20 protein-coding genes are annotated in these 24,454 nt (G+C 67.0%); 8 read left to right on the top strand and 12 right to left on the bottom strand.

The features are described from left to right. Window positions 1-34: 34 nt before the first annotated feature. Window positions 35-937: a metal-dependent hydrolase gene (locus OG203_RS37570; RefSeq protein WP_405161947.1), complete on the bottom strand. Its 903-nt coding sequence runs from the start codon at window positions 935-937 to the stop codon at window positions 35-37. 258 nt (window positions 938-1,195) lie between these two features. On the opposite strand from OG203_RS37570, the gene OG203_RS37565 reads away from it, so the two are divergent. Next, window positions 1,196-2,587 (top strand): WS/DGAT/MGAT family O-acyltransferase, encoded by a 1,392-nt coding sequence (locus tag OG203_RS37565; RefSeq protein ID WP_405161946.1) that lies wholly within the window; start codon window positions 1,196-1,198, stop codon window positions 2,585-2,587. A gap of 57 nt (window positions 2,588-2,644) precedes the next feature. On the opposite strand, the gene OG203_RS37560 is transcribed toward OG203_RS37565, so the two are convergent. Then, the gene (locus OG203_RS37560) at window positions 2,645-3,541 is read right to left on the bottom strand and encodes an alpha/beta fold hydrolase (protein ID WP_405161945.1); all 897 of its coding nucleotides are present in this window, start codon (window positions 3,539-3,541) and stop codon (window positions 2,645-2,647) included. 98 nt (window positions 3,542-3,639) lie between these two features. Then, the gene (locus tag OG203_RS37555) at window positions 3,640-4,098 is read right to left on the bottom strand and encodes a MaoC family dehydratase (protein WP_405161944.1); all 459 of its coding nucleotides are present in this window, start codon (window positions 4,096-4,098) and stop codon (window positions 3,640-3,642) included. A gap of 197 nt (window positions 4,099-4,295) precedes the next feature. On the opposite strand from OG203_RS37555, the gene OG203_RS37550 reads away from it, so the two are divergent. Continuing rightward, a complete protein-coding gene (locus OG203_RS37550) occupies window positions 4,296-5,042 on the top strand; it encodes a glucose 1-dehydrogenase (protein WP_405161943.1) in 747 nt (248 codons plus the stop codon). A gap of 9 nt (window positions 5,043-5,051) precedes the next feature. On the opposite strand, the gene OG203_RS37545 is transcribed toward OG203_RS37550, so the two are convergent. Next, window positions 5,052-6,071 (bottom strand): YdcF family protein, encoded by a 1,020-nt coding sequence (locus OG203_RS37545; RefSeq protein WP_405168128.1) that lies wholly within the window; start codon window positions 6,069-6,071, stop codon window positions 5,052-5,054. A 230-nt stretch (window positions 6,072-6,301) separates the two neighbouring features. On the opposite strand from OG203_RS37545, the gene OG203_RS37540 reads away from it, so the two are divergent. Together OG203_RS37540 and OG203_RS37535 are read left to right on the top strand one after the other, a co-directional pair. After that, window positions 6,302-7,516, top strand: coding sequence for a lipase family protein (locus OG203_RS37540; protein WP_405161942.1), 1,215 nt, complete (start codon window positions 6,302-6,304; stop codon window positions 7,514-7,516). 64 nt (window positions 7,517-7,580) lie between these two features. Next, window positions 7,581-8,609, top strand: a complete 1,029-nt coding sequence (locus OG203_RS37535) for an FAD-dependent oxidoreductase (RefSeq protein WP_405161941.1) — start codon at window positions 7,581-7,583, stop codon at window positions 8,607-8,609. Between the two features lie 50 nt (window positions 8,610-8,659). Here OG203_RS37535 and OG203_RS37530 read toward each other — a convergent pair whose 3' ends face one another. Together OG203_RS37530 and OG203_RS37525 are read right to left on the bottom strand one after the other, a co-directional pair. Then, window positions 8,660-8,920, bottom strand: coding sequence for a CsbD family protein (locus OG203_RS37530; protein ID WP_405161940.1), 261 nt, complete (start codon window positions 8,918-8,920; stop codon window positions 8,660-8,662). Window positions 8,921-9,161: 241 nt separating this feature from the next. Next, on the bottom strand, window positions 9,162-9,812 hold the full coding sequence (locus tag OG203_RS37525; RefSeq protein ID WP_405161939.1) for a LysE/ArgO family amino acid transporter: 651 nt from the start codon (window positions 9,810-9,812) through the stop codon (window positions 9,162-9,164). Between the two features lie 49 nt (window positions 9,813-9,861). Here OG203_RS37525 and OG203_RS37520 point away from each other — a divergent pair, with 49 nt between their 5' ends. The 3 genes from OG203_RS37520 to OG203_RS37510 all read left to right on the top strand — a co-directional run bounded on the left by OG203_RS37520 (window position 9,862) and on the right by OG203_RS37510 (window position 12,146). Next, entirely contained in the window at window positions 9,862-10,731 is an 870-nt protein-coding gene (locus OG203_RS37520) for a LysR family transcriptional regulator ArgP (RefSeq protein ID WP_405161938.1), read from the top strand. A gap of 170 nt (window positions 10,732-10,901) precedes the next feature. Beyond that, complete coding sequence (locus tag OG203_RS37515) at window positions 10,902-11,234, top strand: Lsr2 family protein (RefSeq protein WP_357382689.1); 333 nt, start codon at window positions 10,902-10,904, stop codon at window positions 11,232-11,234. A gap of 180 nt (window positions 11,235-11,414) precedes the next feature. Next, window positions 11,415-12,146: a PaaX family transcriptional regulator C-terminal domain-containing protein gene (locus OG203_RS37510; protein ID WP_405161937.1), complete on the top strand. Its 732-nt coding sequence runs from the start codon at window positions 11,415-11,417 to the stop codon at window positions 12,144-12,146. Between the two features lie 28 nt (window positions 12,147-12,174). On the opposite strand, the gene OG203_RS37505 is transcribed toward OG203_RS37510, so the two are convergent. Next, window positions 12,175-13,809, bottom strand: a complete 1,635-nt coding sequence (locus OG203_RS37505) for an acyl-CoA dehydrogenase family protein (protein WP_405161936.1) — start codon at window positions 13,807-13,809, stop codon at window positions 12,175-12,177. A gap of 90 nt (window positions 13,810-13,899) precedes the next feature. Here OG203_RS37505 and OG203_RS37500 point away from each other — a divergent pair, with 90 nt between their 5' ends. Next, window positions 13,900-14,928 (top strand): crotonase/enoyl-CoA hydratase family protein, encoded by a 1,029-nt coding sequence (locus OG203_RS37500; protein ID WP_405161935.1) that lies wholly within the window; start codon window positions 13,900-13,902, stop codon window positions 14,926-14,928. Window positions 14,929-14,935: 7 nt separating this feature from the next. Here OG203_RS37500 and fabD read toward each other — a convergent pair whose 3' ends face one another. Genes fabD through OG203_RS37475 form a run of 5 tightly spaced genes read right to left on the bottom strand, consistent with a single transcriptional unit; the run spans window position 14,936 to window position 24,441 of the window. Continuing rightward, the gene (gene fabD / locus OG203_RS37495) at window positions 14,936-15,778 is read right to left on the bottom strand and encodes an ACP S-malonyltransferase (protein ID WP_405161934.1); all 843 of its coding nucleotides are present in this window, start codon (window positions 15,776-15,778) and stop codon (window positions 14,936-14,938) included. A 17-nt stretch (window positions 15,779-15,795) separates the two neighbouring features. Beyond that, entirely contained in the window at window positions 15,796-16,755 is a 960-nt protein-coding gene (locus OG203_RS37490; protein ID WP_405161933.1) for a zinc-binding alcohol dehydrogenase family protein, read from the bottom strand. Beyond that, the gene (locus tag OG203_RS37485) at window positions 16,752-18,407 is read right to left on the bottom strand and encodes an FAD-dependent monooxygenase (protein ID WP_405161932.1); all 1,656 of its coding nucleotides are present in this window, start codon (window positions 18,405-18,407) and stop codon (window positions 16,752-16,754) included. Before OG203_RS37485 ends, OG203_RS37490 begins: the two co-directional genes overlap by 4 nt. Beyond that, window positions 18,404-19,951 carry an FAD-dependent monooxygenase gene (locus OG203_RS37480; protein ID WP_405161931.1) on the bottom strand — a complete coding sequence of 516 codons (1,548 nt, stop codon included), beginning with the start codon at window positions 19,949-19,951 and terminating at the stop codon, window positions 18,404-18,406. Before OG203_RS37480 ends, OG203_RS37485 begins: the two co-directional genes overlap by 4 nt. Next, window positions 19,948-24,441: a beta-ketoacyl synthase N-terminal-like domain-containing protein gene (locus OG203_RS37475; RefSeq protein ID WP_405161930.1), complete on the bottom strand. Its 4,494-nt coding sequence runs from the start codon at window positions 24,439-24,441 to the stop codon at window positions 19,948-19,950. The genes OG203_RS37480 and OG203_RS37475 overlap by 4 nt, the downstream gene beginning before the upstream one ends. Window positions 24,442-24,454 lie beyond the last annotated feature (13 nt).

The following is a 24,454-nucleotide window of genomic DNA, read 5'->3' as shown; positions in this document are numbered from 1 at the left end:
CACCGCACCTCACCCACGCTGCGCTGTCTCCGATTCACGACGCGATCGCCTGCGCGGCAGGCGACTTCGCGAGGTAGGCCACCGCCTGCGCGGTTGACCCGACCGACCCGGGGTTGTAACCGGGCTTGAATGTCGACAGCGCACTCCACAGCAGCGACGGCACACCGGGCAGCGCGCCGCGCCACATCGCGCCGAACACGCGCTTGATCAGCCGCGGGTAACCGAGGTCGGGCAACTCGGGATCCTGGTGCACCATGTATTTCGTGCCGCGCACCACCAGCGTGATGAAGGTCGGGAAGACGAACGTCATGACCGCCGCACGCCGCACATAACCCGCGCCGAAATAGACCGCGACATCGTGCGCCACATGCCGATGCTCGACCTCCTCGGCTCCGTGCCAGCGGAACAGGTCCGCGATGCGCGGCTCGGCGTCGAACTTCTCCAGGTCCGCGTTCAGCACCCAGTCGCCGAGGTAGGCGAAGAAGTGCTCGAGGCAGGCGATCACCGCAAGCCGCTCGACCAGCGTCTGACGCTCCGCGATGCCCTCGTTCTCCCTGGGGCCCAGCGTCTTTCGGAACAGGAACTCGGCCTGGCGCACGTAGGGTTCCGGGTCGATGCCGTGCGCGGCGAGCACCTCGGTCAGCACCTTGTCGTGCGTTTCGGCGTGCATGGACTCCTGGCCGATGAAGCCGAGCATGGCCTCGCGCAGCTTGTCGTCCTTCACGAACGGCAGCGCCTCGGCATAGGCGGCACAGAACATGCGCTCACCCTCGGGCAGCAGCAGATTCAGCGAGTTGATCAGGTGCGAGGCGATGGGCTCGTTCGGCATCCAATGCAGTGGCGTATCCGCCCACTGGAACTGCACGTTGCGCGCGTGCAGCGCGACCTCGCCCGGATCAATGTCCGGTCGCCGCTCACCTCTACGAAGTAGCTTCATCGGTACTCCTCTCACGACTGCGTCGTCGTGCGCCTTCCTGCATGGCCGTAGCAATCATCATACACATACATGCAACTACGGGTTACATAAACATCTGTAGCGCCACAAATGGGACACCCAGCCGCCGGACCTCGCCGAACGGCGACCAGCCGGGCCGCGACCAATGCCGTTAGCCCGCTTGACAATAGAGGCCACCACTGTGACCCACCTCGCGCCCGTTCGACCAAATACTAGAACGCGTTCTAGTAGGCTTCGGCTATGGAACGACTTACCGGATTGGATGCCAGCTTTCTCTATTTGGAAACCGGAACCCAGCACCTGCACGTGTGTGCCCTGCTGATCCTCGATCCCAGCTCAGGGGACTATTCATTCGATAATTTCAAGGCCGAACTAGGCAGGAGGCTGCCGCTGATTCCGCAGCTGCGCCGCCGCGTCTACGAGGTGCCGTTCAATCTCGACCACCCGGTCTGGGTCGAAGATCGGAACTTCGATCTGGACTATCACATTCGCCGCATCGGCATCGCCGCCCCGGCCGGACGCCGCGAGCTCGCCGAATTGGTCGGCGATATCGCCAGCCGCCCGATGGACCGCGACCGCCCGCTCTGGGAGATGTCGGTGGTGGAGGGTCTCGACGACGGCAAGGTCGCGGTGATCTGCAAGTACCACCACGCCTCGGTGGACGGCATCACCGGCACGAACATGATGATGCACCTGTGCGATATGGAGCCGAACGCGGCCAAGACCCCGCCCGCCGAGCCGTGGCGGCCGGAACCGAGCCCGAACGACTGGCAATTGCTGGCCAAGGCGGTGGTCAAGTTCCCGACCAAGGCGGGCATCGTCGGAATGGTGCCGAAAACCCTCGGCATGGTTGCCGGATTCGCGAACCGACGCCGAAATGACAAGGCGGGCATGGCCTTGCCGTTCTCCGCGCCGCGGACCCCGTTCAATCTTGCCATTACCCCGCATCGCGCGGTCGCGTTCACCGAGGCCGAACTCGGCGCCGTCAAGGAGATCAAGTCCGCGTTCGGGGTGAAGATCAACGACGTGGTGCTCACCATTGTCGCCGGGGTGCTGCGCGCCTATCTGGCGAAGCACGACGAACTGCCGGACCGCTCGCTGGTCGCCTCGGTGCCGGTCTCGGTGCACGAATCCACCAGGCACACCGCGGGTATCAACAAGGTGTCCACGCTGTTCGCGCGGCTCGGCACCGATATCGCCGACCCGGTGCAACGCCTGCTGCAGGTGGCCGAGGACAACCGCGGCGCCAAGGCCGAACACGACCTCATCGGCGCCGACTTCCTGCAGGACTGGTCGAAGTACGCCCCGCCGAACACCTTTCAGCTCGCGGCACGGGTGTACTCGTCGTTGAAGTTGGCCGAACGGCATCCGGTGGTGCACAACCTCGTGGTGTCGAATGTGCCTGGCCCGCCGATGCCGCTGTACTTTCTCGGCATTCGAGTCAACGGGATGTATCCATTCGGCCCGGTCTTTCACGGCGCCGGGCTCACGGTGACCGTGATATCGAACGACGGCAACTTGGACTTCGGCTTCATCGCCTGCAAGGAATTGGTGCCCGACATCGCCGAGCTGGCCGACGCGGTCCCGCACGTCGTCGCCGAATTACTGACCGCCGCACGGGAATTAGGCTGATACACGAATAGGCACCTGTTCGCCATCGCCGCCGAACAGGGCCGAGGTAGCCCTGCCTCACAATCTCGCGGCGACCGCACCGCAGGCTTCGAGCAGCACGGGCACGAAGAGATCGGCCTCGAGCACGCAGGCCGCGTGCCCGCCCTTGATCAGGTGAATGCTCGCCCCGGGGATCATGGTCGCCATCTCCAACTGCCGATAGACCGGAATGGCCCGGTCCCGAGTCGTGATCACCACGGCGGTAGGCATTTTCAGGGTCGACAACCAGTCCGTCGCATCGAATCGGCCGACCTCGCCGATCACCTGGGTAATCGCCCACCCGCTGGTACTGCGCAGCTCGGTGAGCGCCCACCGATCCAATCGTCCCGGCGCCCAGGCGATTTCCGGCAGTTCGGGCAGCCGTCCGGCGTATTCCTCGATCCGCTTGAAGGAATAGGGCCCGACCGCCTCCGCGAACGCCCCGAATGCCCGATGAAAGGCGCGCTCGCGCCACTTGTCCTGGAACCGATACGGCGTTGAGCACAGCACGAGCCCGCTCACCCGATCCGGATGCCGATGTGCGGCAGCCAAACTCACCACACCGCCCAGCGAGTATCCCGCGCACACGGCCTGTGCCACGCCGAGCGCGTCGAGCACGGCGGCGACGTCGTCGGCGCAGTCAGCCACCGAGAAGCGCTCGGAGCGGATACCGCGACCGTGCCAGCGCTGGTCGAACAGGATCACCCGGTACCGCTCGGCCAGCGGCGCCAGCGCCGGAAACCAGTTCAGGTACGCGGTGCAGCCGGTGCCGTGCAACAGGACCAGCGCCGGTGCACCCTCCGGTCCCGCGATGTCGACCACGTAGGTGCTGCCCCGCCCTGGCAAGTCGATCAGCCGACCGCCCGGCACCTCGGCGATATCCGGCACCCGCCGCGCGAGCCGACGCAGTGCCGCCGAGGATGCTGAGTTCGTCATCGCGCGCCTCCCGCGAATCGCGGACAGAATTAGAACGTGTTCTACACGATGATGCCATAGCGCGGCGGCCGACGACGGCGAGACGCCCGATCGAACGCCTAAGCCAGGGCCCGGACGATCGACTCGGCGACGCAGGCGGGCTTCGCCGCGCCTTCACACTCGATCGTCGTTGCGATCACGACCTGAAGCCCGCCCGGCACCTCGTCGACGCTGACGATCGTGGCCCGCCCGCGAATGCGCGAGCCAGCGGGCACCGGCGACGGAAACCGAACCTTGTTGAGGCCGTAGTTGATCCGCACAGCGGCGTCGGTGATCTCGAAGAGCTGCCCGGTGATTTCCGGGAGCAGCGACAGCGTCAGATACCCGTGCGCGACGGTCGTGCCGAACGGCCCGTCGGCCGCGCGCTGCGGATCGACATGAATCCACTGCCGATCCTCGGTGGCCTCGGCGAACGCGGTGATGCGGTCCTGACCGACCTCGATCCAGCCGCTCACGCCGAGGTCGGCGCCCGCGGCGTCGCGCAGCGATGCCATGGTGAAATGGGTTGGCTCACTCATAGGTAAACCGTAGAGCGCGCGGGCCGCCGTGGCGAGAGCCGCTGGCCGATTCCCCGAAGTCGCTGGCTCGCAACGACTTTCTCCGAGGCCGTCCCCGCTATGACACCATCGGACCTGAGACCAGCGTCCGATTCGGCACATTTCTGTAACGTGTTCCAGTACGTTGGCGGGAACAGACGAGAGACGGAGGTGCCGCGATGGGGCGGTTGACCGGCAAGGTGGCATTGATCAGCGGCGGGGCCCGCGGCATGGGCGCGGCACACGCCAAGGCCATGGTGGCCGAGGACGCCCGCGTCGTGCTCGGTGACGTGCTCGACGACGAAGGCGCCGCGGTCGCCAAGGAATTGGGCGACGCCGCCGCCTACGTGCACCTCGATGTGCGCGAGCCGGCGGACTGGACCGGCGCGGTCGCCGAGGCGGTGCAGCGGTTCGGGTCGCTCAACGTGCTGGTGAACAACGCCGGCATCGCCAACGGCAACCTGCTCGTCGACTTCGAGCTGGCCGAATGGCAGCGGATCATCGACATCAACCTCACCGGAACGTTTCTCGGCATGCGCGCCGCGACACCGGCGATGATCGAGGCGGGCGGCGGCTCGATCATCAACATCTCCTCCGTCGAAGGCCTGCGCGGCAGCCCGGGCCTGCACGGCTATGTCGCGTCCAAATTCGCCGTGCGCGGCCTGACCAAGTCGACGGCACTCGAGTTGGCCAAGCACAACATTCGGGTCAACTCGGTGCACCCCGGCCTGATCAGCACGCCGATGACCGAGGGCATTCCCGCGGATTTCCTGCAGATCCCGATGGGCCGGGCCGCCGACCCGTCCGAGGTCGCCGCGCTGATCACCTTCCTGGCCAGCGACGAATCCTCCTATTCGACCGGCGCCGAATTCGTCATCGACGGCGGCCTCACCGTCGGCATCCCACACAAGACCTTCGATTCCTGAACCGCGGCGTCAGTCGCCGTAGTGGTGCGGCATATCGCGGGTCAGCACCAGCGCGAGCACCGGAAGCGCCGTCAGCGCGAGACAGGCGATCACGTTGATCCACTTGTAGGCGATGACAACCGCGGCGAATTCGCGCAGAATCGCGGAAGGCAGATAGTAGAAGGCGGTCCGCGCACCGGTTACCTCGGCGTCCAGGTCGAGGCGCCGGGCCAGGATCGCCGTGCGCAGAATGTGGAAGTTGCTCGTTACCAGCACCATTCGGGTTGACTCGCCGCGCTCGCCCAGTAATTGCTTGGTGTAGAGCAGATTTTCCCGGGTGGTCGTCGAACGGTCCTCCAGCACAACGCTGTCGGCGGGCACGCCGTGCTCGATGAGGTAGCCCGCCATCGCCGCGGCCTCCGACACCGCCTCGTCGGAACCCTTACCGCCGCTGGCGATCAGCAGTGGCGTGCGCCCCGCCGCGAGTTCGGCGCGATACACCTCGATGGCTCGATCCAGGCGGCTGGCCAGCAGCGGCGGCACCCGCGCGCCGATCAGGCCGGCGCCGTGCACGACGATCGCGTCCATGCCTGGCCGATAGGGCAGCGATCCGTAGAACAGCGAATACAACAGGAAGCTGGCGAACAGGAATCCGATGTAACTCACCGCCATGGTCACCGACGCCAAAATCACCACGACCCAGATATCGCGGGTGAAAATAGCAACCCCGAGCAACACATAGGGCACCAGCAGCGCGACACCGAGGCCGAGCGGAAGCAGATTCGCGACGCGCAATCCTTCCCGGCGAATCATCTGTCCGCCGTTGACGATCAGCAACCCGGCGAGCACAAGAACCAGCAGCGGCGACAACAGCACCAGCAGCCCGGCCAGCACCACCGGCAGGTCGCCCTTGGCGCCGGAGCCGATCAGCCACACCCCGGTGAAAGCCAACCCGAGCAGCAGAAACACCCCGTTGCTCAGCCGTCGCCGATCCTTACGGAACCTGAGTAGGAAGACGCCGAGCAGGACGAGGCCGACAACGAGCAGCATCACCGAACCACCGTAACCGGCGCACCGACAACCGTGCCGCGATGCCACGCCCGCCGATCGGCAGGACCGCACGGCGCGGCTCCCTCTCGCCTTTCCGTTTTTCCCATATCGTGTCGCTCGTCCGAACACCGGCCGGGCGATTATCCACGGCCACTTTTCGGGTTATTCGACTTTCCACAAGCTGAACAATCCCCCGTGAATGTCGTGATGAATGGGAGTCGCTCATCGCCATGCTTCGACACCTTCGCCCCGCGCTCGCCGTTGTCGCCCTGCTGATATCGGTCGCTCACGTGGCCGTGCTGCCGGGTTCCGCTGCGGCACAACCGATCTATCCAAGGCCGGACCCCGACCCCTTCTATGCCGCACCGCCGGACCTCGACCGCGCGCAGCCCGGCGACGTGCTGGCCGTTCGCCCGATGCCCGCGCTGCTCGGATTTCCCGGCAGCACGGTCACGATGATCAAGTTCCGGTCCACCAATTCCGCGGGCAATCCGATCGCGGCCACCACCACCGTGCTGACCCCGCACGACCATGTCCCCGGCGGGCCGCTGCTTTCCTATCAACACATCATCAATGGCCTCGGCACCCAGTGCGCCGTTTCCCGGGTGCTCTACACGGCCGATCCGAATCTCGCCGTCCGCGAGGCGCCCGCGCTCAACACCGTGCTGCTGCGCGGCTGGTCGGTGGCGCTGCCCGACCATCTCGGCCCGACCAGCGCCTACGGGGCGGCGAAACTCGGCGGAATGATCACCCTCGACGGCATCCGGGCGGCCCGCCAGGTCGCTGAGCTCGGTGTCGCCAAGAGCCCGGTCGCGATGTTCGGCTATTCCGGCGGCGGCATGGCGACGGGCTGGGCGGCCGCGCTCGCGCCAACCTACGCACCGGAACTCGACATCGTCGGCGCGGCCGAGGGCGGTGTCCCGATGAACCTGGTGAAAATGACCGAGGGACTCGGCTATTCCAAGCACCCGGCGTTCGGGCTCGCGCTGGCGGCGGCCATCGGGCTCGAGCGGGAGTACCCGACGCGGCTGCCGATCAGCGACAACCTGAATGCCTTCGGCCGGGCCACCCGCGACCAGATCGCCAACGGTTGCACCAACGAAATCCTGGCGGCGGGTGCCGGGCACAGCGTCCTTGACGTGGCAAGCTCCACCTCACTGGCCGACGACCCGAGTGCCCGCTCGGTGCTGGAGGAGAACAGCCTGGAGCTCTACGACGGTGTGCCGAAAATGCCGATCTACCAATGGCGTTCGCAGGACGACGCGCTGATCCCGGTCGTCTCTATCGACAACACGGTCCGGCGGTACTGCGCGGCGGGCGTGCGCGTGCAATCGGAGCTGTATCCGAGCCCGGATCACCTGACCACCGCGGTGCTCGGCGCACCGGCCGCGATGTCGTGGATCGACGACCGATTCCGCGGCGTACCGGCACCGACCGACTGCTGATCCCCACGACGGTCCCACCAGCGAGACTCTCCCGCGCCTCGCTGGTGGGACCTAAGGTAGGCGCATGGTCACGATCATCGGCGGTGGAATCGCGGGTACGTTGCTAGCCGGTGCGCTCGCGCGGGAGAAACGACCGGTCACGGTCTATGAGAGTCAACCGGTTGTCGGCGCGGGACACTTTCTGGCACTCGACGGCCGCGCCCATGCGGCGATGGCGGATTTGGGAGTCGAGATCGACCGGTTGCACGCGGCGTCGCATCCGCTGACCGAGCTGCGCGCGGCCGACCATACCGGGGTGATCCGCAGCGACTCCCGCACCGATCGCCGAATGTATCTGCGCGCCGACCTCATGCGGGCGCTCACCGAATTCGCCACTGCCACAACGGCGGACATCCACTACGGCACGCCGGTCACCGAGCTGAACGCCGCCGAGGGCACGCTCTTCAGCGGAGACAACCAGGTGGCCGCCGATCACCTGATCATCGCCGCCGACGGCATCGACTCCCTCGCACGCCGCCGCCTCGAACCGGAGCGCACCGCCGAATACTCCGGGCAGGTCATCATTTACGGCATCACCGACAAGCCGATCCGGCCGGACACCGACCCGTCCGTCCTGCACTTCCAACGCCAACTCGACGACGACGGCCGACCCGTCAGCACCTTCGGCCACTTCTGGGACGACACGATCTCGGTGTGGTTCACTCGCCTCACCCGCGCGCCACTCGCGGTGCAGGACATCGGGATTCAGCCGATCGACAGCTGGACGGAGCCAATCATGGCCGGCGCCACCGCGATTCCCGAACTCGTCGAGAGCCTGCTCGCCGCGACCAACACCGTGCACGTCTCCAACGCCCGCACGGTCCCGCTCGCCGACGCGCGGCCACCGCGGACTCCGGTGATCCTGTGCGGCGACGCCGATCACGCCATCACACCGGCCGCGGGTGTCGGCGCCCGCGACGCCATCGAGGACGCCGCTGCGATCTACGAGGCCATCGCTACCGGCGGCGCACCGGCGGCCGCGATGGCCGAGCGGCGGAACCAGATCCTCGCCGAGCGGGCGCAGGCCGCCCAAATGTTCCGCAGCGCAACATGAATCGGCGGCGCAGGGACAAAAGTCCCCGCGCCGCCGACAACTGGCAGTGACTAGGAATCCTTGGATTCCTTGCCGCTCTCGTAGGCGCTCTGACGGGCCTCATTCAGGGTGGCCTCGGCGCGCGCCTTCTCCGCCTCGGCTTCCTTCTTGGCGGCCTCACGCTCGGACTCGGCCTTGTCCTGCTGGGCGCGGCCCTCGCTCTTGAGGCCTTCGTTGCCGGTGACAATGCCCGCGGCTTCCTTGGCCTTGCCCTTGACGTCCTCGACGACGCCCTCGACGGCCTCGCGCGGTCCGCTGTCGTGCTTGGTCATGACTACTCCTCCAACTAGGGGTGTGGGCGGTCATTCGCCGCATACCCGGCCCCTATGGCCCTAATCAGCACGGACCGCCGCGCTGGCTGTGTCTCCCGTCACGCGAAGGACGCAGCCAACCGCGTTCGCGCCGAACAACACTCGACACCGGTCGGTCGGCAACATTCGAGCTTTCACTGTCCGACGCCGGATCTCGTTCGTCTACGGGTCTGGAGCGTTGAAAACCAACGGGTTCGAACTCCTAGGGACCGGTCAGCAGCAGGCCGACGGCCAGCAGCGTCATCATCACCGCGATTGCGGAATCCAGCACGCGCCACGCGACGGGACGCGCGAACAGCGGGCCGAGCAGCCGGGCGCCGTAGCCGAGCGCGGTGAACCAGACGATGCTGCCGACCATCGCGCCCGCGCCGAGGAACCAGCGGTCGGGGCTCGTATAGGTACTGGCGAAGGAACCGAGCAGGACAACGGTGTCCAGGTAGACGTGCGGGTTCAGCCAGGTCAGCGCCAGGCTGGTGGCGATGGTGGCGCCGAGTGCGAGCGTTGTGCCCGCGGGTCCGGCGGTGAGCGCCGCCGACGCGAACGCCCGGCGGGCCGCGAGGACGGCGTAGCCGAGCAGGAACGCGGCACCCGCATACCTGATCACCGTGAGCACGCCGGGCGCCGATTGGACGACAACACCGAATCCGCCGACGCCCGCGGCGATCAAGACGACGTCCGACAGCGCACACACCGCGACCACCGCGAAGATGTGCTGCCCGCGCACCCCCTGACGCAGGACGAACGCGTTTTGCGCGCCGATGGCCACGATCAGCGAGAGCCCGAAACCGAGACCGGAGAGGGCAGCCAACACCGCCGAGGGAACATCCACATCCACCGACGCTAGGCACGGCATTATCTCAAGGCAAACTAAAGATTCTGCATCACCATTACGATTCCTTAACATGGACCTGCAGCTCGATCAGCTCCGCGCGCTGAACGCGGCGATCACCGAGGGCACTTTCGACGCGGCCGCGAAGCGCCTGCGGATCACGCCGTCCGCGGTCAGCCAACGCATCAAGGCACTAGAGGACGCGGCGGGCCGGGTTCTGGTGCTGCGCACAAAACCGGTGTGCGCCACCGAATCCGGGCTCGCGGTACTCCGACTGGCCAAACAGATCGAGCTGCTCGCCGCGGACACCGCCACCGAACTCGGCGGCGCGCATCGGCCGACCAGGCTGCCCATCGCGGTCAACGCCGATTCACTGGAAACCTGGGTGCTGCCAGCACTGGCAACGGCACCGACCGGCGTCTGCTTCGAAATCCATCGCGAGGACGAGGAATACACCACCCGGCTGCTCCGCGACGGCACCGTCATGGCGGCGATCACCGCCACTTCCACACCGGTGCAGGGGTGCAAAGTCGAGCGACTCGGCGCGATGCGCTATCGACCGATGGCGCAGCCGCGATTCGCGCGCACCTGGTTCGGCGACGGCGCGACCGCCAAAGCTTATGCGGCCGCACCGGTGGTGCTATTCGACCGCAAAGACGATCTGCAAGACCGTCACCTGCGCCGCCGTAGCCGCCAACCGCTGGATCCGCCACGCCATTACGTCCCGTCCTCGGCCGGTTTCCTCGACGCGGTCCGGCTCGGATTGGGCTGGGGCATGTTGCCGGACCTGCAAACCCGCAATTTCGGCACCGAGCTGGTTACCATCGACGGCGAGGCATTCATCGATGTCCCGTTGTACTGGCAGCAATGGCGGCTCGACTCACCGGCATTGAGCGCGGTCGCCGCGGCGATAGCTGCGACGGCGGCAGAATCGCTGCGCTGAGTACCGCCTATCGGATGCGCTCCCTGCGGCCTTGCGCATTCGCGACTCGCAAGCACCTGTGCACTTGCTGTGCACTTCTGCGGCACAGTACTTTTCTCCTCGCCGAGTTCGATGCGATACGGTATTAGTATTTCGAGCAATTACTCGTGCCTACCCAAAGGACGCACCCCATGGCCAAGAAAGTCACCGTCACCCTGGTCGACGACTACGACGGCAAGTCGAAAGCGAATGAAACAGTTCAATTTTCGATCGATGGCGTGGCCTACGAGATCGATCTGTCCACCAAGAACGCGGGCAAGCTGCGCGTGACGCTGGAGCCATGGGCGGAAAAGGCGCGCAAGACAGGGCGGGCGAAGCGCAAAGGCACCGGCAAAGCGACTTCGGCGACCGACCGCGAGCAAACAGCGGCGATCCGCGAATGGGCCAGGAAGCACGGGCACAACGTATCGACCCGCGGCCGGATCCCGGCCGACATTGTGGCGGCATATAACAACGCGAACTAGCGGCACCACGGGATTCGCCTCTCGGCCCGACACATCGCCAGTTCACGGCCCTCGCCGCGAACTTCGGGCGGGCGATGTCTCGCGGCGCGACCGTCGGGTCCGCGCGTGCTCGTCTGTAGAATTTCGAGTTCGTCGGCCGGAGTTCGACCGGCACCGACTCGGACAGGACGGGGTGTGACGATGCGCGTGCGGAAGCTGACCGCTCGGTCGGCAATTCTGAGTGCGTTGCTCGGCGCGCATCCGGCCGAGGCACCGGTCAGCTGGATCGTTTCGGTGGCCGAGGAACTCGGGCTTCAGCAATCGGCCGTTCGAGTCGCGCTGACCAGGATGGTCGCCATGGGTGATCTGGCACGCGCGAACGGCGTGTATCGGCTCTCGGACCGGTTGATCGAGCGACAGCGCAGGCAGGACGCCGCAGTGCGTCCCGTGGTGAAAACCTGGGACGGCGAATGGTTTTTGGCGGTGGTGACAGCCGTCGGTGACGACGCGCCGGCGCGGACCGCCTTCCGAGACACGATGCGCGCCCGCAAACTCGGCGAATTACGCGAGGGCGTGTGGACCAGGCCCGCGAACATCGAGATCGTGCTCGGACCGCAGGCAAGCCGTCGGGTTTCCGTATTCACCGCCGCGCCAACGGATTCACCGATCGCGATGGCGGAAACCCTTTTCGCGCCACAACTTTGGGCCCGCGACGCGGAGCGGCTGCTGCGCGAGTTCGCGAGTTCGTCGACGTTGCGGGAACGGTTCGAGGTGGCGGCAGCGGCGGTGCGGCATATTCTCGACGATCCGCTGCTGCCCGATCCGCTGCTGCCCGCCGACTGGCCGGGAGCGCGCCTGCGCGCCGAATACGCGGCGTTCCGCACCGAATTCTTGGCATTCGCCGAGCAGCTGCTCGTCACCTCGGATGTGTAGCGGCAATCGAGGAAACTGCCGGTCGGTTTCAGTCGCCTGCCTTGGGCGTGGCGCGCTGAATGATGGCGGCGCTATCAATACCTGTCGGTAGGGTGCCGAAAACGTCGCCGTGTTCACCGCCGAGCCTGCTGACGGTGAAGGCGTCCGCGACGGCGGGATGACCGTAGCGAACAAGCAGCGACGCCTGAAGTACCTGCGCCATATCGCCGACGATCCGGCGGGCGCGGTGCTGGATGGTATCGAAGTCACCGAATTGCTGTTCGAGCCGGACGATCGCCGCGTCGAGGTGCGCGTCGGCGCCAGAGGCACGTTTGACTTCGTCGAAAAAGGCGCCGAGGGTTTCCGGTTGTTTGGCCATCGCGCGCAGCGTATCGAGCGCGGCGACATTGCCGGATCCCTCCCACACCGACATCAACGGCGCCTCCCGATACAGCCGTGGCATCCGCGATTCTTCGACATAACCGTTGCCGCCCAAGCATTCCAGCGCCTCGGCGGCGTGGATCGGGCCGCGTTTGCACACATAGTATTTGCTCACCGCCAACGTGATTCGGCGCAACTGATCGGCGCCGTCCACCCCGGCCGTCGCCCGATCGGTGAGATCGGCGAGCCACAGCGCGACCGTGCTCGCCGCCTCCGCCTCGATCGCGAGATCGGCGAGCACATTGCGCATCAACGGCTGATCGGCCAGCGTCGCACCGAAAGCCGTGCGGTGCGCGGCATGATGGGCCGCCATGGCGACGCCGGTGCGCATCGCGGTGGCGGTGCCGATGGTGCAGTCGAGGCGGGTCAGATTGACCATTTCGATGATCGTCTGCACGCCGCGGCCTTCGTCGCCGACCAACCAGCCGACGGTATTGTCGTATTCGACCTCGCTACTGGCATTGGAGTGATTACCCAGCTTGTCCTTGAGCCGTTGCAGCGCAAAGGTATTGCGGGTGCCGTCGGGCAGCACGCGCGGCACGAGGAAGCAGGAAAGCCCGCCGGGAGCCTGCGCGAGCACCAGGAAGATATCCGACATCGGCGCGGAGGTGAACCACTTGTGCCCGGTGATCCGGTAGGCTCCCTCCGACATCGGGGTGGCGGCGGTGGTATTCGCCCGAACGTCGGAGCCGCCTTGCTTTTCGGTCATCGACATTCCGGCGAGCAGGCCGCGCTTGGCCAGCGGTGCGCGCAGAACAGGATCGTATTCCTTTGTGGACAACAAGGGTTCGTACTGGGCGGCGAGTTCCGGAGCCACCCGCAGGGCGGGCACCACCGCGTAGGTCATCGAGATCGGACAGCCGTGGCCCGCGTCGACCGGACCCCACACACTCAATTTCGCGGCCCGCGTCAGATGCGGGTTCGGCCGGGTGTCCGCCCACACCGCCGCGTGCAGCCCGAAGCCGACCGCGTTGGTCATCAGCTGGTGATAGCTCGGGTCGTAGACCACCTCGTCGATCCGGTTGCCGTAGCGATCGTGCGTTTTCAGCGTCGGCGGATGCGCCTCGGCCAGATCGCCGAGCTCGATGGCCTCGGCACTACCCGCAAGCCGTCCGATCTCGTGCAACTCGTCGAGGATGTGCTCGGCGCCCGCGCGGTGCAGCGCCTCGAGCAGCACCGGCTGCTCGGCGGCGTCGTAATCGACGAGCGGGGGAACCTGGTTCGTGACCGCGTGGGTTGGCATAAAATCAGTATTACAGTGCACCGTCAGTTGACACAAGTATGTAATATCAGCGGGAAGTTCGCCGTCCCCCGACGTAGTCAGGAAACCCTCTTGTCAGACTTCGAGAATCAATCCGGCAAGCGCAAGGCCGCTTGGTATGAGGGACTTACCGAAGCGCCCGATTCGCCGTGGGCCGACCGTGCGCTGCCGCCGACGGAAATCAGCTATCGCACGCTGACCTACGAGGTCACCGGCCGGATCGCGCGGATAACCTTCAATCGCCCCGAACACGGCAACGCGATCACCTCCGACACCCCGATCGAGCTCGCGCACGCGGTCGAGCAAGCCGACCTCGATCCGCGGGTGCACGTGATGGTGGTTTCCGGGCGGGGTAAGGGATTCTGCGGCGGATACGATCTGTCGATCTTCGCCGAGAGCGGTTTCGATCCCGGCGAGCCCGGCGAGTCCGCGGGCGCTCCCGCTGGCACCGTGCTGGATCCGGTGGTGCAGGCCCGCAATCACGATTCCGGGCGCACCTGGGATCCCATGGTCGACTACGCGATGATGAGCCGGTTCAATCGTGGCTTCGCCAGCCTGCTGCACGCCAACAAGCCGACGGTTGCCAAGCTACACGGCTTCGCGGTCGCGGGCGGCACCGATATCGCGCTCTACGCCGACCAGATCATCTGCGCCGACGACACCAAGATCGGCTATCCGCCCACCCGCGTGTGGGGTATCCCGGCCGCGGGCATGTGGGCGCACCGCCTCGGCGACCAGCGCGCCAAGCGCCTGCTGTTCACCGGCGACTGCCTGTCCGGCAAGCAGGCCGAGGAATGGGGTCTCGCGGTCGAGTCGACGCCCGCCGACGAACTCGATGAGCGCACCGAGGCACTGCTAGAGCGCATCGCCCGGATGCCGATCAACCAGCTGGTCATGGCGAAACTGGCGCTCAACAGCGCGCTGCTCGCGCAGGGTGTGGCGAACTCCGGCATGATCAGCACCGTCTTCGACGGCATCTCCCGGCACACGCGCGAGGGCTACGCCTTCCAATCGCGTTCGGCCGAAACCGGTTTCCGGGAGGCCGTACGGGAGCGCGACGAGCCGTACGGCGACTGGAAGCGCGCGCAGTTCGAGAAGTAGCGTCCGTTCAGGCCGCGATCTTCGCGATCATCGGGGTGAGCACGCGGCGGGCGCCGGTTTCGATGAATCGGGTCTCGCCGCGCGCCAACAACATTCGGATGCTGTCGGCCCAGCGGACCGGCCCGGAGAGCTGCGCGGCGAGCGAGGTACGCAGTCCGGCATCGGCATGGAGTTCGCCGGACAGGTTGGCCACCACCGGAATTCGGAGTTCTCGGATCGGCGCAGCGGCCAGCACCTCCGTGAACCGTGCCTGCGCGGTCGCCATCAGCGGTGAGTGGAAGGCCCCGCTGACCGGCAGCACCACATAGCGGGTCGCACCCGAGGCCAGGAAATCGGCACGCGCCGCGCGGATCTGCTCGGTGCTGCCGGATATCACCACCTGCTGCGGTGTGTTCAGATTCGCCACCCAGATGCCGCCGTCCGGCCTGCTCGCCGCGACGGCCTCGACCTGCTCGGCGGTCAGGCCGACCACCGCCGCCATGGCGCCGTCATCGGCCTCGGCCATCAGGTCGCCGCGACGAGCGACCAGGGCGAGCCCGGTGGCGAAATCGAACGCGCCCGCCGCGAACAGCGCGCAGTACTCCCCCAGGCTGTGGCCGAGCAGATAGGACGGTCGCAGCGCTGATCTGCGTTGAAAACGTAAGTAGGTCAAGACATTCACGGTGTAGATGGCGGGTTGGGCGTACCTGGTCTGCGCGATGCGTGCGCCGCCGGGTTCCATGCACACCTCGCGCACCGAGTAGCCGAGCACCGCGTCCGCCTCGCGCACGAGGTCGGGGAACTCGTCGAACAGTTCCTTGCCCATGCCGGGGAACTGCGAGCCTTGGCCGGGGAAGACGAATACAGGCATAGTCGGTGCTCCGTCGGTCAGGGGTTGAGGAAGACGAACTTGTCGTTGGCCCCCGCGGCCAGCTCGCGATAGGTCTCGACCGCCTCGTCGAGCGGGCGGGCGATGATACCGGTCGGCACCGGCAGCGCGCCCGATTCGAACAGCGCGCCAATGCTGTTCAGCGCGGCCGCGCTGGCGACGGTGTCGTGCCTGGCCGAGTTGACGCCGACGAGGGTGCCGCCGCGGCGGTAGAGGTCGAGCACCGGGACCCGCTCGTGACCGTCGGCGGGCGCGGCGATCACCGCGATGTGGCCGCCGGTGCCGAGCGCGGTGATCGCCGCGGGCAGCCAGAAGCCGGTGGTGTCGAACACGGCCTCGGCGCCGTTGGCGAAACGGTCGCGGACCTGTGCGGCGAACTTCTCGGTGTCGTCGAGCACGATCGCCTCGACGCCACGGGCGCGCAGTTCCTCGGCGTGTGCCGAACGGCGCACGCCGACAACGACATCGGCGCCGCGGGCGGTGGCGAGCAGATAGGCCGCCGTGCCGACCGCGCCCATGCCGATGAGGACCAGGCTGGTGCCCGCGCCGACGCCGATCCGCTCGACGGCCTCCCATGCGGTCAGATACGGCACACCGGACGCGGCAGCCTCGGCGAAGGAAAGGGCGGCGGGTTTGCGTGCGGCACCCGCGGCGGGCAGCGCGAGGTATTCGGCGTGTGAGCCGTCGCGGACGAACCCGAGTTCGCGTCCGCTGCCCCACACCTGCTGGCCGATGAGCTCGGCGGGACCGTCGACGACGACGCCGGCGAAGTCGCGGCCGGGCGTGCGCGGCACGGTCGTATACGGGAACTTGCCGAGCACGTTCTTGAAGTCGCTCGGATTGACTCCGGCGGCCTGGATGCGCACCACGACCTCGCCCGAGATCGCCTCTGGCCGAAGCACTTCCGCCAGGGCGAGGGCGTCGAGTGAGCCGATCTGGTCGAAACGCAATGCCTTCATAGTCCGTCCTCGGTCCGCGGTGTGGTGGATGTGAGTAGATCCCAATAGGTTTCGAGCGTCTGCTGGTCGCCATGCCGGAATACCGCCGCCACGTAGCCGTCCGGGCGGATCAGCACGCCGGTGCGCGGCGGCACCCCCATCCGCGTGCGCCAGTGTCCAGAAACGTCGAACAGTACGTTGCCGCCCTCCGGTCGCCGGTACTTCTGTCGTGGTGACGGGCGGTCGTAGACGACATAGCAGGCGGTTTCCGCGGCGACCTCCGCGGCGAACGTTTCCGGCGGGTCGGTGTCCTCCCCGGCGAACACCAGCAGAACGTGCCGGTAGGCGCCCAGTTCGTCGAGCAGCCGGAGGGGGTGGCCGTTGGCGGTCTCGAAGGCGCAGTGCGGCATGCGTTCTCCGACGCGTACCCGCGGCCCGCCCGGCGTGCTGCCCGGCGCGGGGCGCGCGAACAGACCGCCCGCGGGATAGCCCACCCGGTACTGGCTGACCTTCGCCAGCTCCTCGGCATGGAACTTGGGTAGCCGGAGCAGATAGTTCTGGTAGCGCAGCAGCTGCCGCTTGAGGCGATTGCGGCCGAAGATCCGTTCGCTGAGCATGTTGTTGTATTCGAAGAGCCGCTTGGCGACCGGATGCCGTTCGTCGTGATAGCTGCCGAGCACCGCGGTGCCGCCGTGGCGCAGGCTGCTGCCGAGCTTCCAGGCCAGGTTCATCGAGTCCTGGATGCCGGTGTTCAATCCCTGTGCGCCGATGGGGCTTTGGATGTGCCCGGCGTCGCCGACGAGGAAGACGCCACCGACCTGTAGTCGTTCGGCGAGGTACTGACGCGGGTTGAATCGGGTGAGCCAGAACGGATCTCCGAGTTTCACGTGCGCGAGGCCGACGGTGCGCAGCAGCGCGTCGAATCGGCGCAGGATGAATTCCTCGTCGACCTCGGCCGACGCGGTGCGCGAGGTCGATATCAGCCGGAAGTAGCGGCCGTCGATCGGCAGGATGGTGAAGAACGTGCCCTCGTCGAGATAGAACGCGTGCCGATCTTCGGGATGGTAAGGGAAACCAGCTATTTCGATGTCGGCCATGATGAAGGTCTCCGACTGCTCCGCGCCGTCGAAGGCCGTCCCGATCACCTCCCGTACTCGGCTGCGGCTGCCGTCGGCCCCCACTACATAACGCGCTTCCACCGTGGTGACGGTCCCGTCGGCCGCGGTGAGGGTGCAGACGTGATCCGTCCCGAGCTGCTCGATCTCCGCGAGTGCGAGACCGCGCTCGACGAGGATGCCGCGCTCGGCCAGTGCGGCGGTGAGGATTTCGATCGTCCTGCGCTGGCTGAGGTGTAGCACGCCGTGGAATTCGCCGTCGAGCCTGGCCAGATCGGTGACCGCGATGGGGCTTCGTCGCTCGGTGTAGTGGTGGATGCGACGCGACAGGATGCCCTCTTCGAGGAACCGGTCGGCGACGCCGAGCATCCGGAAGCATTCGAGGGTCCGCGGTGTCAGCGTCATCGCCTTGCTCAGCTCCGACCATCGATCGAGCTTGTCGACGATCCGGAACCGCACGCCATTGTTGGCCAGTGCCAAGGCCATAGTGAGCCCGACCGGGCCCGCGCCGACGATGAGCACGTCGACCTGTCCTGTGCCATGGGAACTTTCGATCACCACACACCGCCACCGGACAGCTGCCAGGCCGACAGACACTCGGCGATCCGAGGTGCCATGGCGTCGCGGTACGCGGCGAACACGAATCGGTCCGGCCGCAGCACCACGAAGTCGGCGTCCCCGATGGCGCGCACCACGTCGCCAGTGGCATCGTCGAGCACGATCACCCCCGGTTCTCGCTTCTTCGGCTCCCCATGGGCGCGCACCTGGACGACCACCGTGTCGGCACCGAGCAGCGCCCGCCACCCGATGGCCGAGATACGACTGTGCGTTCGCGCCAGCACCGCGAAACCATGACCGAGCAGGTTGTCCAGCGGTTGCGCGACGCCTTCGTGCAGCACCACGGGTTGCGGGAACATCTTTCCGCCGCAAGCCTTTTCGTCGAAGAACCCAGCTTCGTACTCGGGTGCGGGTTTGGCGCGGCGCTGGTCCTGCACCGACAACTCGCGAGCACCCGGGGCTTCGCCGGTGTCACCCTCGATCCGGCGGGCAAGATGCCGCACGAATGCCACGGTGCGCGCGAGATGGTCGCCGCGCTCGATGTCGTAGCTGTCCAGGATGTCGGCGGGTAACCGGCGCTGGAGCACGAAGGCGATCTTCCAGGCCAGGTTGACGGCATCGCGGACGCCGGAGCACAGGCCCTGGCCGCCGTAGGGCGGTACGAGGTGCGCGGCGTCGCCGAGCAGGAAGACGTTTCCGTCGCGCAGTTGTTCGGCGTGCCGAAAGTAGCGTTCGTACACTGCGGCTCGTACGACGTCGACCGGGTGATCGGCGACCAGTGGCCGCAGTGCGTCCCGAATGAGTTCCGGCCCAACGACTTCGGACCGCGCGGCCACGGCCGACAGTCGGCATTCGATGCGGCGCAACCCTTCCGGTAGCGAGATCGACACCATCGGTTGATCGGCGGTGTCTTCGTGCCGTTCGCGCATGGCCGCCGCGAGGAACTTATCATCGCGCACGTCGACGACCAGCCACTTCTCCTCCTGGGTTGCCCCGACCAGTTCCACGCCCAGTTGTTGGCGCACGCGGCTGCGGCCGCCGTCGCAGGCGAGCAGGAAGCGGGCGGACGCGCGCAGTTCCCGCCCGTCGGCGTCGCGCATCAGGGTGACGATCCCGCCCGCCTCGTCGAAGTCGACGAACTCGGTGCCCTCGCGCAGCTCGACCGAGGGCAGCTCGGCCAACCGGGTGCGCAGGCCAGCTTCCAGCCTCGGCTGGAGGAACGTGGCGAGGAACGGATGCCCGAAGGGGCCCGGCGTCGCGGGCGGCTGGAAACGTGAATAGCCCACCGGGGACAGGTATTCGATGGTCGGCGAGTACCGCAGTCGCGGCAGCTGGGTGTCCGCGATGCCGGTCGCCTGCATGGCGCGCATGGTCTCGTCGTCGATGCCGATCGCGCGCGGGTAGGTGTACATCTGCTGCCTGCGCTCGACCACCAGCGTGCGCACGCCGTACTGGCCGAGCAGTACCGCGGTGAACAGGCCGACGGGTCCGGCGCCGATGACGATCACGTCGTATTGCGGTGGCGTGCTGGCGAATCCATTCATCGGGCGCCCCTCGCGATTATCTCCAACACATCGGCGCGGCGTTGCTCGGGGTGCAGGAAGAAGTGGTCACCGTCGAGGACGTGCAGGTCGAAATCCGCTGACGTCCAGGCGGACCAGCCGCGCATATTCGCTTCCGTGACGCGATCGTCACCGCTGCCGTGCAGGGCCGTGATCGGCACGTCCAGCACCTTCGCCTCAGCCTGCCGGAAGCTGCCGACCATGCGAATGTCGTTGGCCAGGATGGGGAGTGCCATCCGCAGGAAGGCCGCGTCGGCGTCGAGGGCGGGGAACCGCAGCAGCCCGGCCAGGCGTTCGAGTTGAGGATCGGTGCGGTCGCGGATGTCCTCGTCGCTCGGCAGATCCGGATAACCCGCCTGCCGCAACTCTTCTCGGCACGCCAGGTAGAAGGGGTTACCGGTGTGATCGGGGCTGCTGAACGCACCGATGTACAGGTGCCGTGGTCCGGGGTGGCCGCGCTCGCGCAGGCGGAGGGCAAGTAGGTAGCTGATCAATCCGCCCGCGCTGTGTCCGTAGAGCGCGAATGGTCCGTCGCCGGAACGGAGTACCTCGTCGGTCAGCTCGTCGACTATGCGGTAGACGTCGGGCACGAGCGGCTCGCCGAGTCTGGTGCCACGGCCGGGCAATGCGACCGGGCATACCTCGATGTCGGCGGGTAGCTGGGACTGCCAGCCGTGGAACAGCAGCGTGCTGCCGCCACCGTAGGGGATGCAGAGCAAGCGCAACGGTGCGTCGGAATTACGCGGCGGGAGATACGGTTTCGCAGTCGATGGTTGCTCCGGTGCGCTTTCGGCCTCGGTGTGTAGCCGAGCCGCCAGGTCGGCGATGGCGATGCCCTGCACGAGATCGCTTAGCTCGACCCGCTCGCGTGGGTTGACCGGTTCCAGTGCTCGGTACAGCCGGGTCGCCTGGATCGAGTCGATGCCGAGCGCGGCGGTCGTGTCGGCGGCGCTGAGGTCGGTGATTGGGATGCCGGTGAGTTCGGCGATCAGGCGACCGACCGCGGCCTCGAGCAGGCCCTGCGCCGTTGATCCTCGCGCCGTGTTGATCTCGGCGATCTCGTCCGAGGTCAGCCGCAGCGTGTCCGTCGACGCGTCCGAGGCGGCGATGACCGAATCGATACCGCTGTCGATCCAGCGGATGGTGCAGGCCTGGCATTCCACGATCGTGGCCGCGTCGGCATCGAGCAGGGCGAAGCGGCCGACCACGCTCTTGCCGTCTGGGGCGAGGCGGATCCCGTCGACCCGAATCGTGTGCGGCGCCACCGGTTTACCGGGACGCACGATCAGTCCCGCCAGGCGTTCAACCATGAACGCGGCGCCCGCGGGGACGACGTCCGGCATGAGGACGTGGAACACTTGCGCGCACGCGTCGAGGATTCCGGGCGCGACCCGGGTTGCCGCGCGTTCGGTACGGATGATGTGCGCGGGATCGATATCGGCGATCGCGACGGTACCGGCGCGGCGCACCGCGCCGACGGCACGGACGCTCCGTCCCAGCCGCAGGCCACGGTTCCGCATGGCGGTATAGAACTCGGGGCCGGCGTATGCGGTGTCGAATCCGCCTGACGCACCGGCGATTTCGGCGAAGACCGGGGGCGGATCGGAGCGCTTGGCGAGCACGCCGGACACATGGGTTCGCCAGCGGTTGGCTTCGGCGTCGACCAGGGAGTGGAACCCGAATCGTGGTGCCGTGGAGTCGATGTCGTCGAAGACTAGGCGGACCGGGACCGGCTTGTCCGTGACGACGAGCGCGGTGCTGAAGGTCATTTCCGCGATATCGAAGCGGGCGTCCGGGGCGAGCCTGGCGGTGGCGCGGAGCACCATCTCGACGAAATAGCCGATGTGCACGATGTTGTGGGTATCGGCCAGTGGGAGCACGCTGCTGGTCAGCACGAAGTCCAGCTCGGAGCTGCCGCGGGGTGAGGGATGGGTGCGGGGCTCCAGCGGGTCGCCGACGGGTACGGCGGCCGGTTCTTCCTGCGTCGTCTCGAGGACGTAGGTCGATTCTTCGTAGGCCGAGGTGGGCACCAGGATGTGATGAGCCCGCGTGCCCTCATACCAGGCCGCCCAATCGATCTCCGCGCCCAGCTCGTACAGGCGTACCAGGGCTGCGAGCAGTGCGTCCGTGTCCGACGCGAGTTCGACCACGGAGAGTGCGTCGGTCATCGCTCGTGTCGGCGCCGATTCGAGGCCGAGCACGATGGCCACCCGCGCGTCGTGACCAGCGCAGAGACGCGCGGTGCGGGCCAGGTCGGGTTCGGCCCGTGCGGCTTCCATCCAGTAGTCGGGGTCGAGTGCCTTGCGTGGGCTGAGGAATTCGCCGGTGGCCGGGCAGATCACGGCGGCCTCGAAACGAAACGCCTGCGCGGGCTCGCGCGTTGCCGGGCGGGTGCCCTCCGGGATCCGCAGCGCGGCAACGCCGGTCGGCGTCGTGCAGGTCGGCACATGGTGCGCGGTTGCGAACGCGTCGATCAGTTCGCCGACGATGGAATCCGGGCTGCGCGCACCGGTTTCGAGGGCTGTCGCGTATAGGCCGATGCCGTCGGGGCACCAGATCTCCGGTTCGATGCCGAAGCTGTGCCACATCCGGATGAGTCCGGACAGTACGGCGAGTTGGTGGCAGGCCGCCTCGGCCGGACTGTCGGTGCGGCTTCCGCTCGGCAGTGACGTGCCGCGGCGTGTGGTCCATGCGGTGGCTACCGTGTCGAATCCGTTGCGGAATCCGGCGAATGCGCGGTACCAGGTGTCCGCGCGTGGATCCGGTTGCTGGGGAATCAGTCCCGCGAGGACGAAGACCGGTTTCAGCGGTCCGGTTCGGGTCAGTTGCGATCTGATGGTGAAATGCGGTGTAGTGGCGAGGGTTTCGAGTGCGTCGAGGAGGTCGTCGCGATTCGCGCCCGTCACGTAGGTGCGGTAGGGGCCGTGTGCGCGACCGGTGGCGTAGGTGAAGCACACGTCCTCGACCTTGGCGTTGGGTGTGGCACGTAGGTATCGCACCGCGTCATCGATGGTGGTCGCCAATGTCTTCGCGGATCGGGCGCCGAGTAGCAGTGCGTGCGTGCGGTGCTCGACGCCCTCGGTACGCGCCCGCATTTCGGGACTGCCGATCACCACGTGCGCATTGGTGCCGCTGAAGCCGAATGAGCTGACCGCGGCGACCAATTCGCGTCCGGGGACGTCCAGGTGCGCGTCGGGGACCCGCAGTCCCAGTTTCTCGAAGTCGATCGTGTGGTTGAGCGCGTCGGATCCTGGTTGCGCCGGGATACGGCGATGCTGCAGCACCAGAACAACTTTGAGCAGTGATGCCAGCCCGGAAGCGGCCTCCAGGTGGCCGATCTGCACTTTGTTGGATCCGACGATCAAAGGGCGGCCGGTCGGACGGTCCTGGCAGTACGCCGCGCTGGCCGCCGTCATCTCGATTGGATCGCCCAATGGTGTTCCGGTTCCATGGGTTTCGAGGTAGTCCACCTCGGCTCCGCGCAGACCCGCCTTGCGCAATGCCTCGGTCAGCAAGTGCCGCTGTGCTCGTCCGTTCGGCACGGTCAGGCCGCTGCATCGGCCGTCGTGGTTGACGGCGGTGGCGCGGACCACCGCGAGTACCTCGTCGCGGTCGTCCCTGGCGTCGGTCAACCGCTTCAGCACGACGACCGCGCCGCCCTCACCGCGACCGTAGCCCTGGCCGTCGCCGGTGAACGGATGGCAGCGGCCGTCCAGCGACAGCGCGCCGAAGCCGGCCAGCGCGCCGACCACCGACGGGTCGAGCAGCAGGTTCACGCCGCCGACCACCGCCACGTCGCAATCGCCGTTGCGGATGCCCTCGCAGGCCAGATGCAAGGCGACCAGGGAGGAGGAGCACGCGGTGTCGATGGAGAGCGCGGGCCCGGCGAAGTCGAAGGTGTGGCTGATGCGCCCGGACACGACGCTGTCGAGGGTGCCCGTCGCCACGTAATGACCCGGCTCCGTGGACTTTCGGGCCAGCGCGCCGTATTCGCCGCCGATGACACCGAAGTAGACGCCGACCTTGCCCGTCATCCGCCACGGGTTGTAGCCCGCCCGCTCCAGCGCCTGAGTAGTGAGCTTCAACGCCAACCGTTGGGTCGGGTCCATATCGCGGGCTTCGTTGGGCGAGATGTTGAAAGCCCGTGGATCGAAGCGCATTACGTCACGATCGAGGTAGTTCGCGGGCGCATAGGCTGCCGCTGTTGGGTGCTGCGCGAAGTACTGGCTGTGCACGGTGCGCAGCCACTCGCTCGCGGGAGCGTCACGCTCACAGGACTTTCCGGAATTCAACAACTCCCAGAAGGCCTCCGGTGAATCCGCACCACCCGGGAGTTCACATGCGGTGCCGATGATGGCAACGGGCGCTACGGCACCGGTACTGGTCGCCGTCTCCCGGTTCAGTTCCCGGATCGTCGCCAGCGACTTCCGCAACAGTGCCCTGAGCTGCCCATTTTCTTCTTCGGGTGTCATCTGGTTCCTCGAT

The sequence above is a fragment of the Nocardia sp. NBC_01499 genome (genome assembly GCF_045040275.1).
Classification (GTDB): domain Bacteria; phylum Actinomycetota; class Actinomycetes; order Mycobacteriales; family Mycobacteriaceae; genus Nocardia.
Note: the sequence above shows the minus strand (reverse complement) of the source record. Positions and strands in the feature narration are given on the sequence as shown.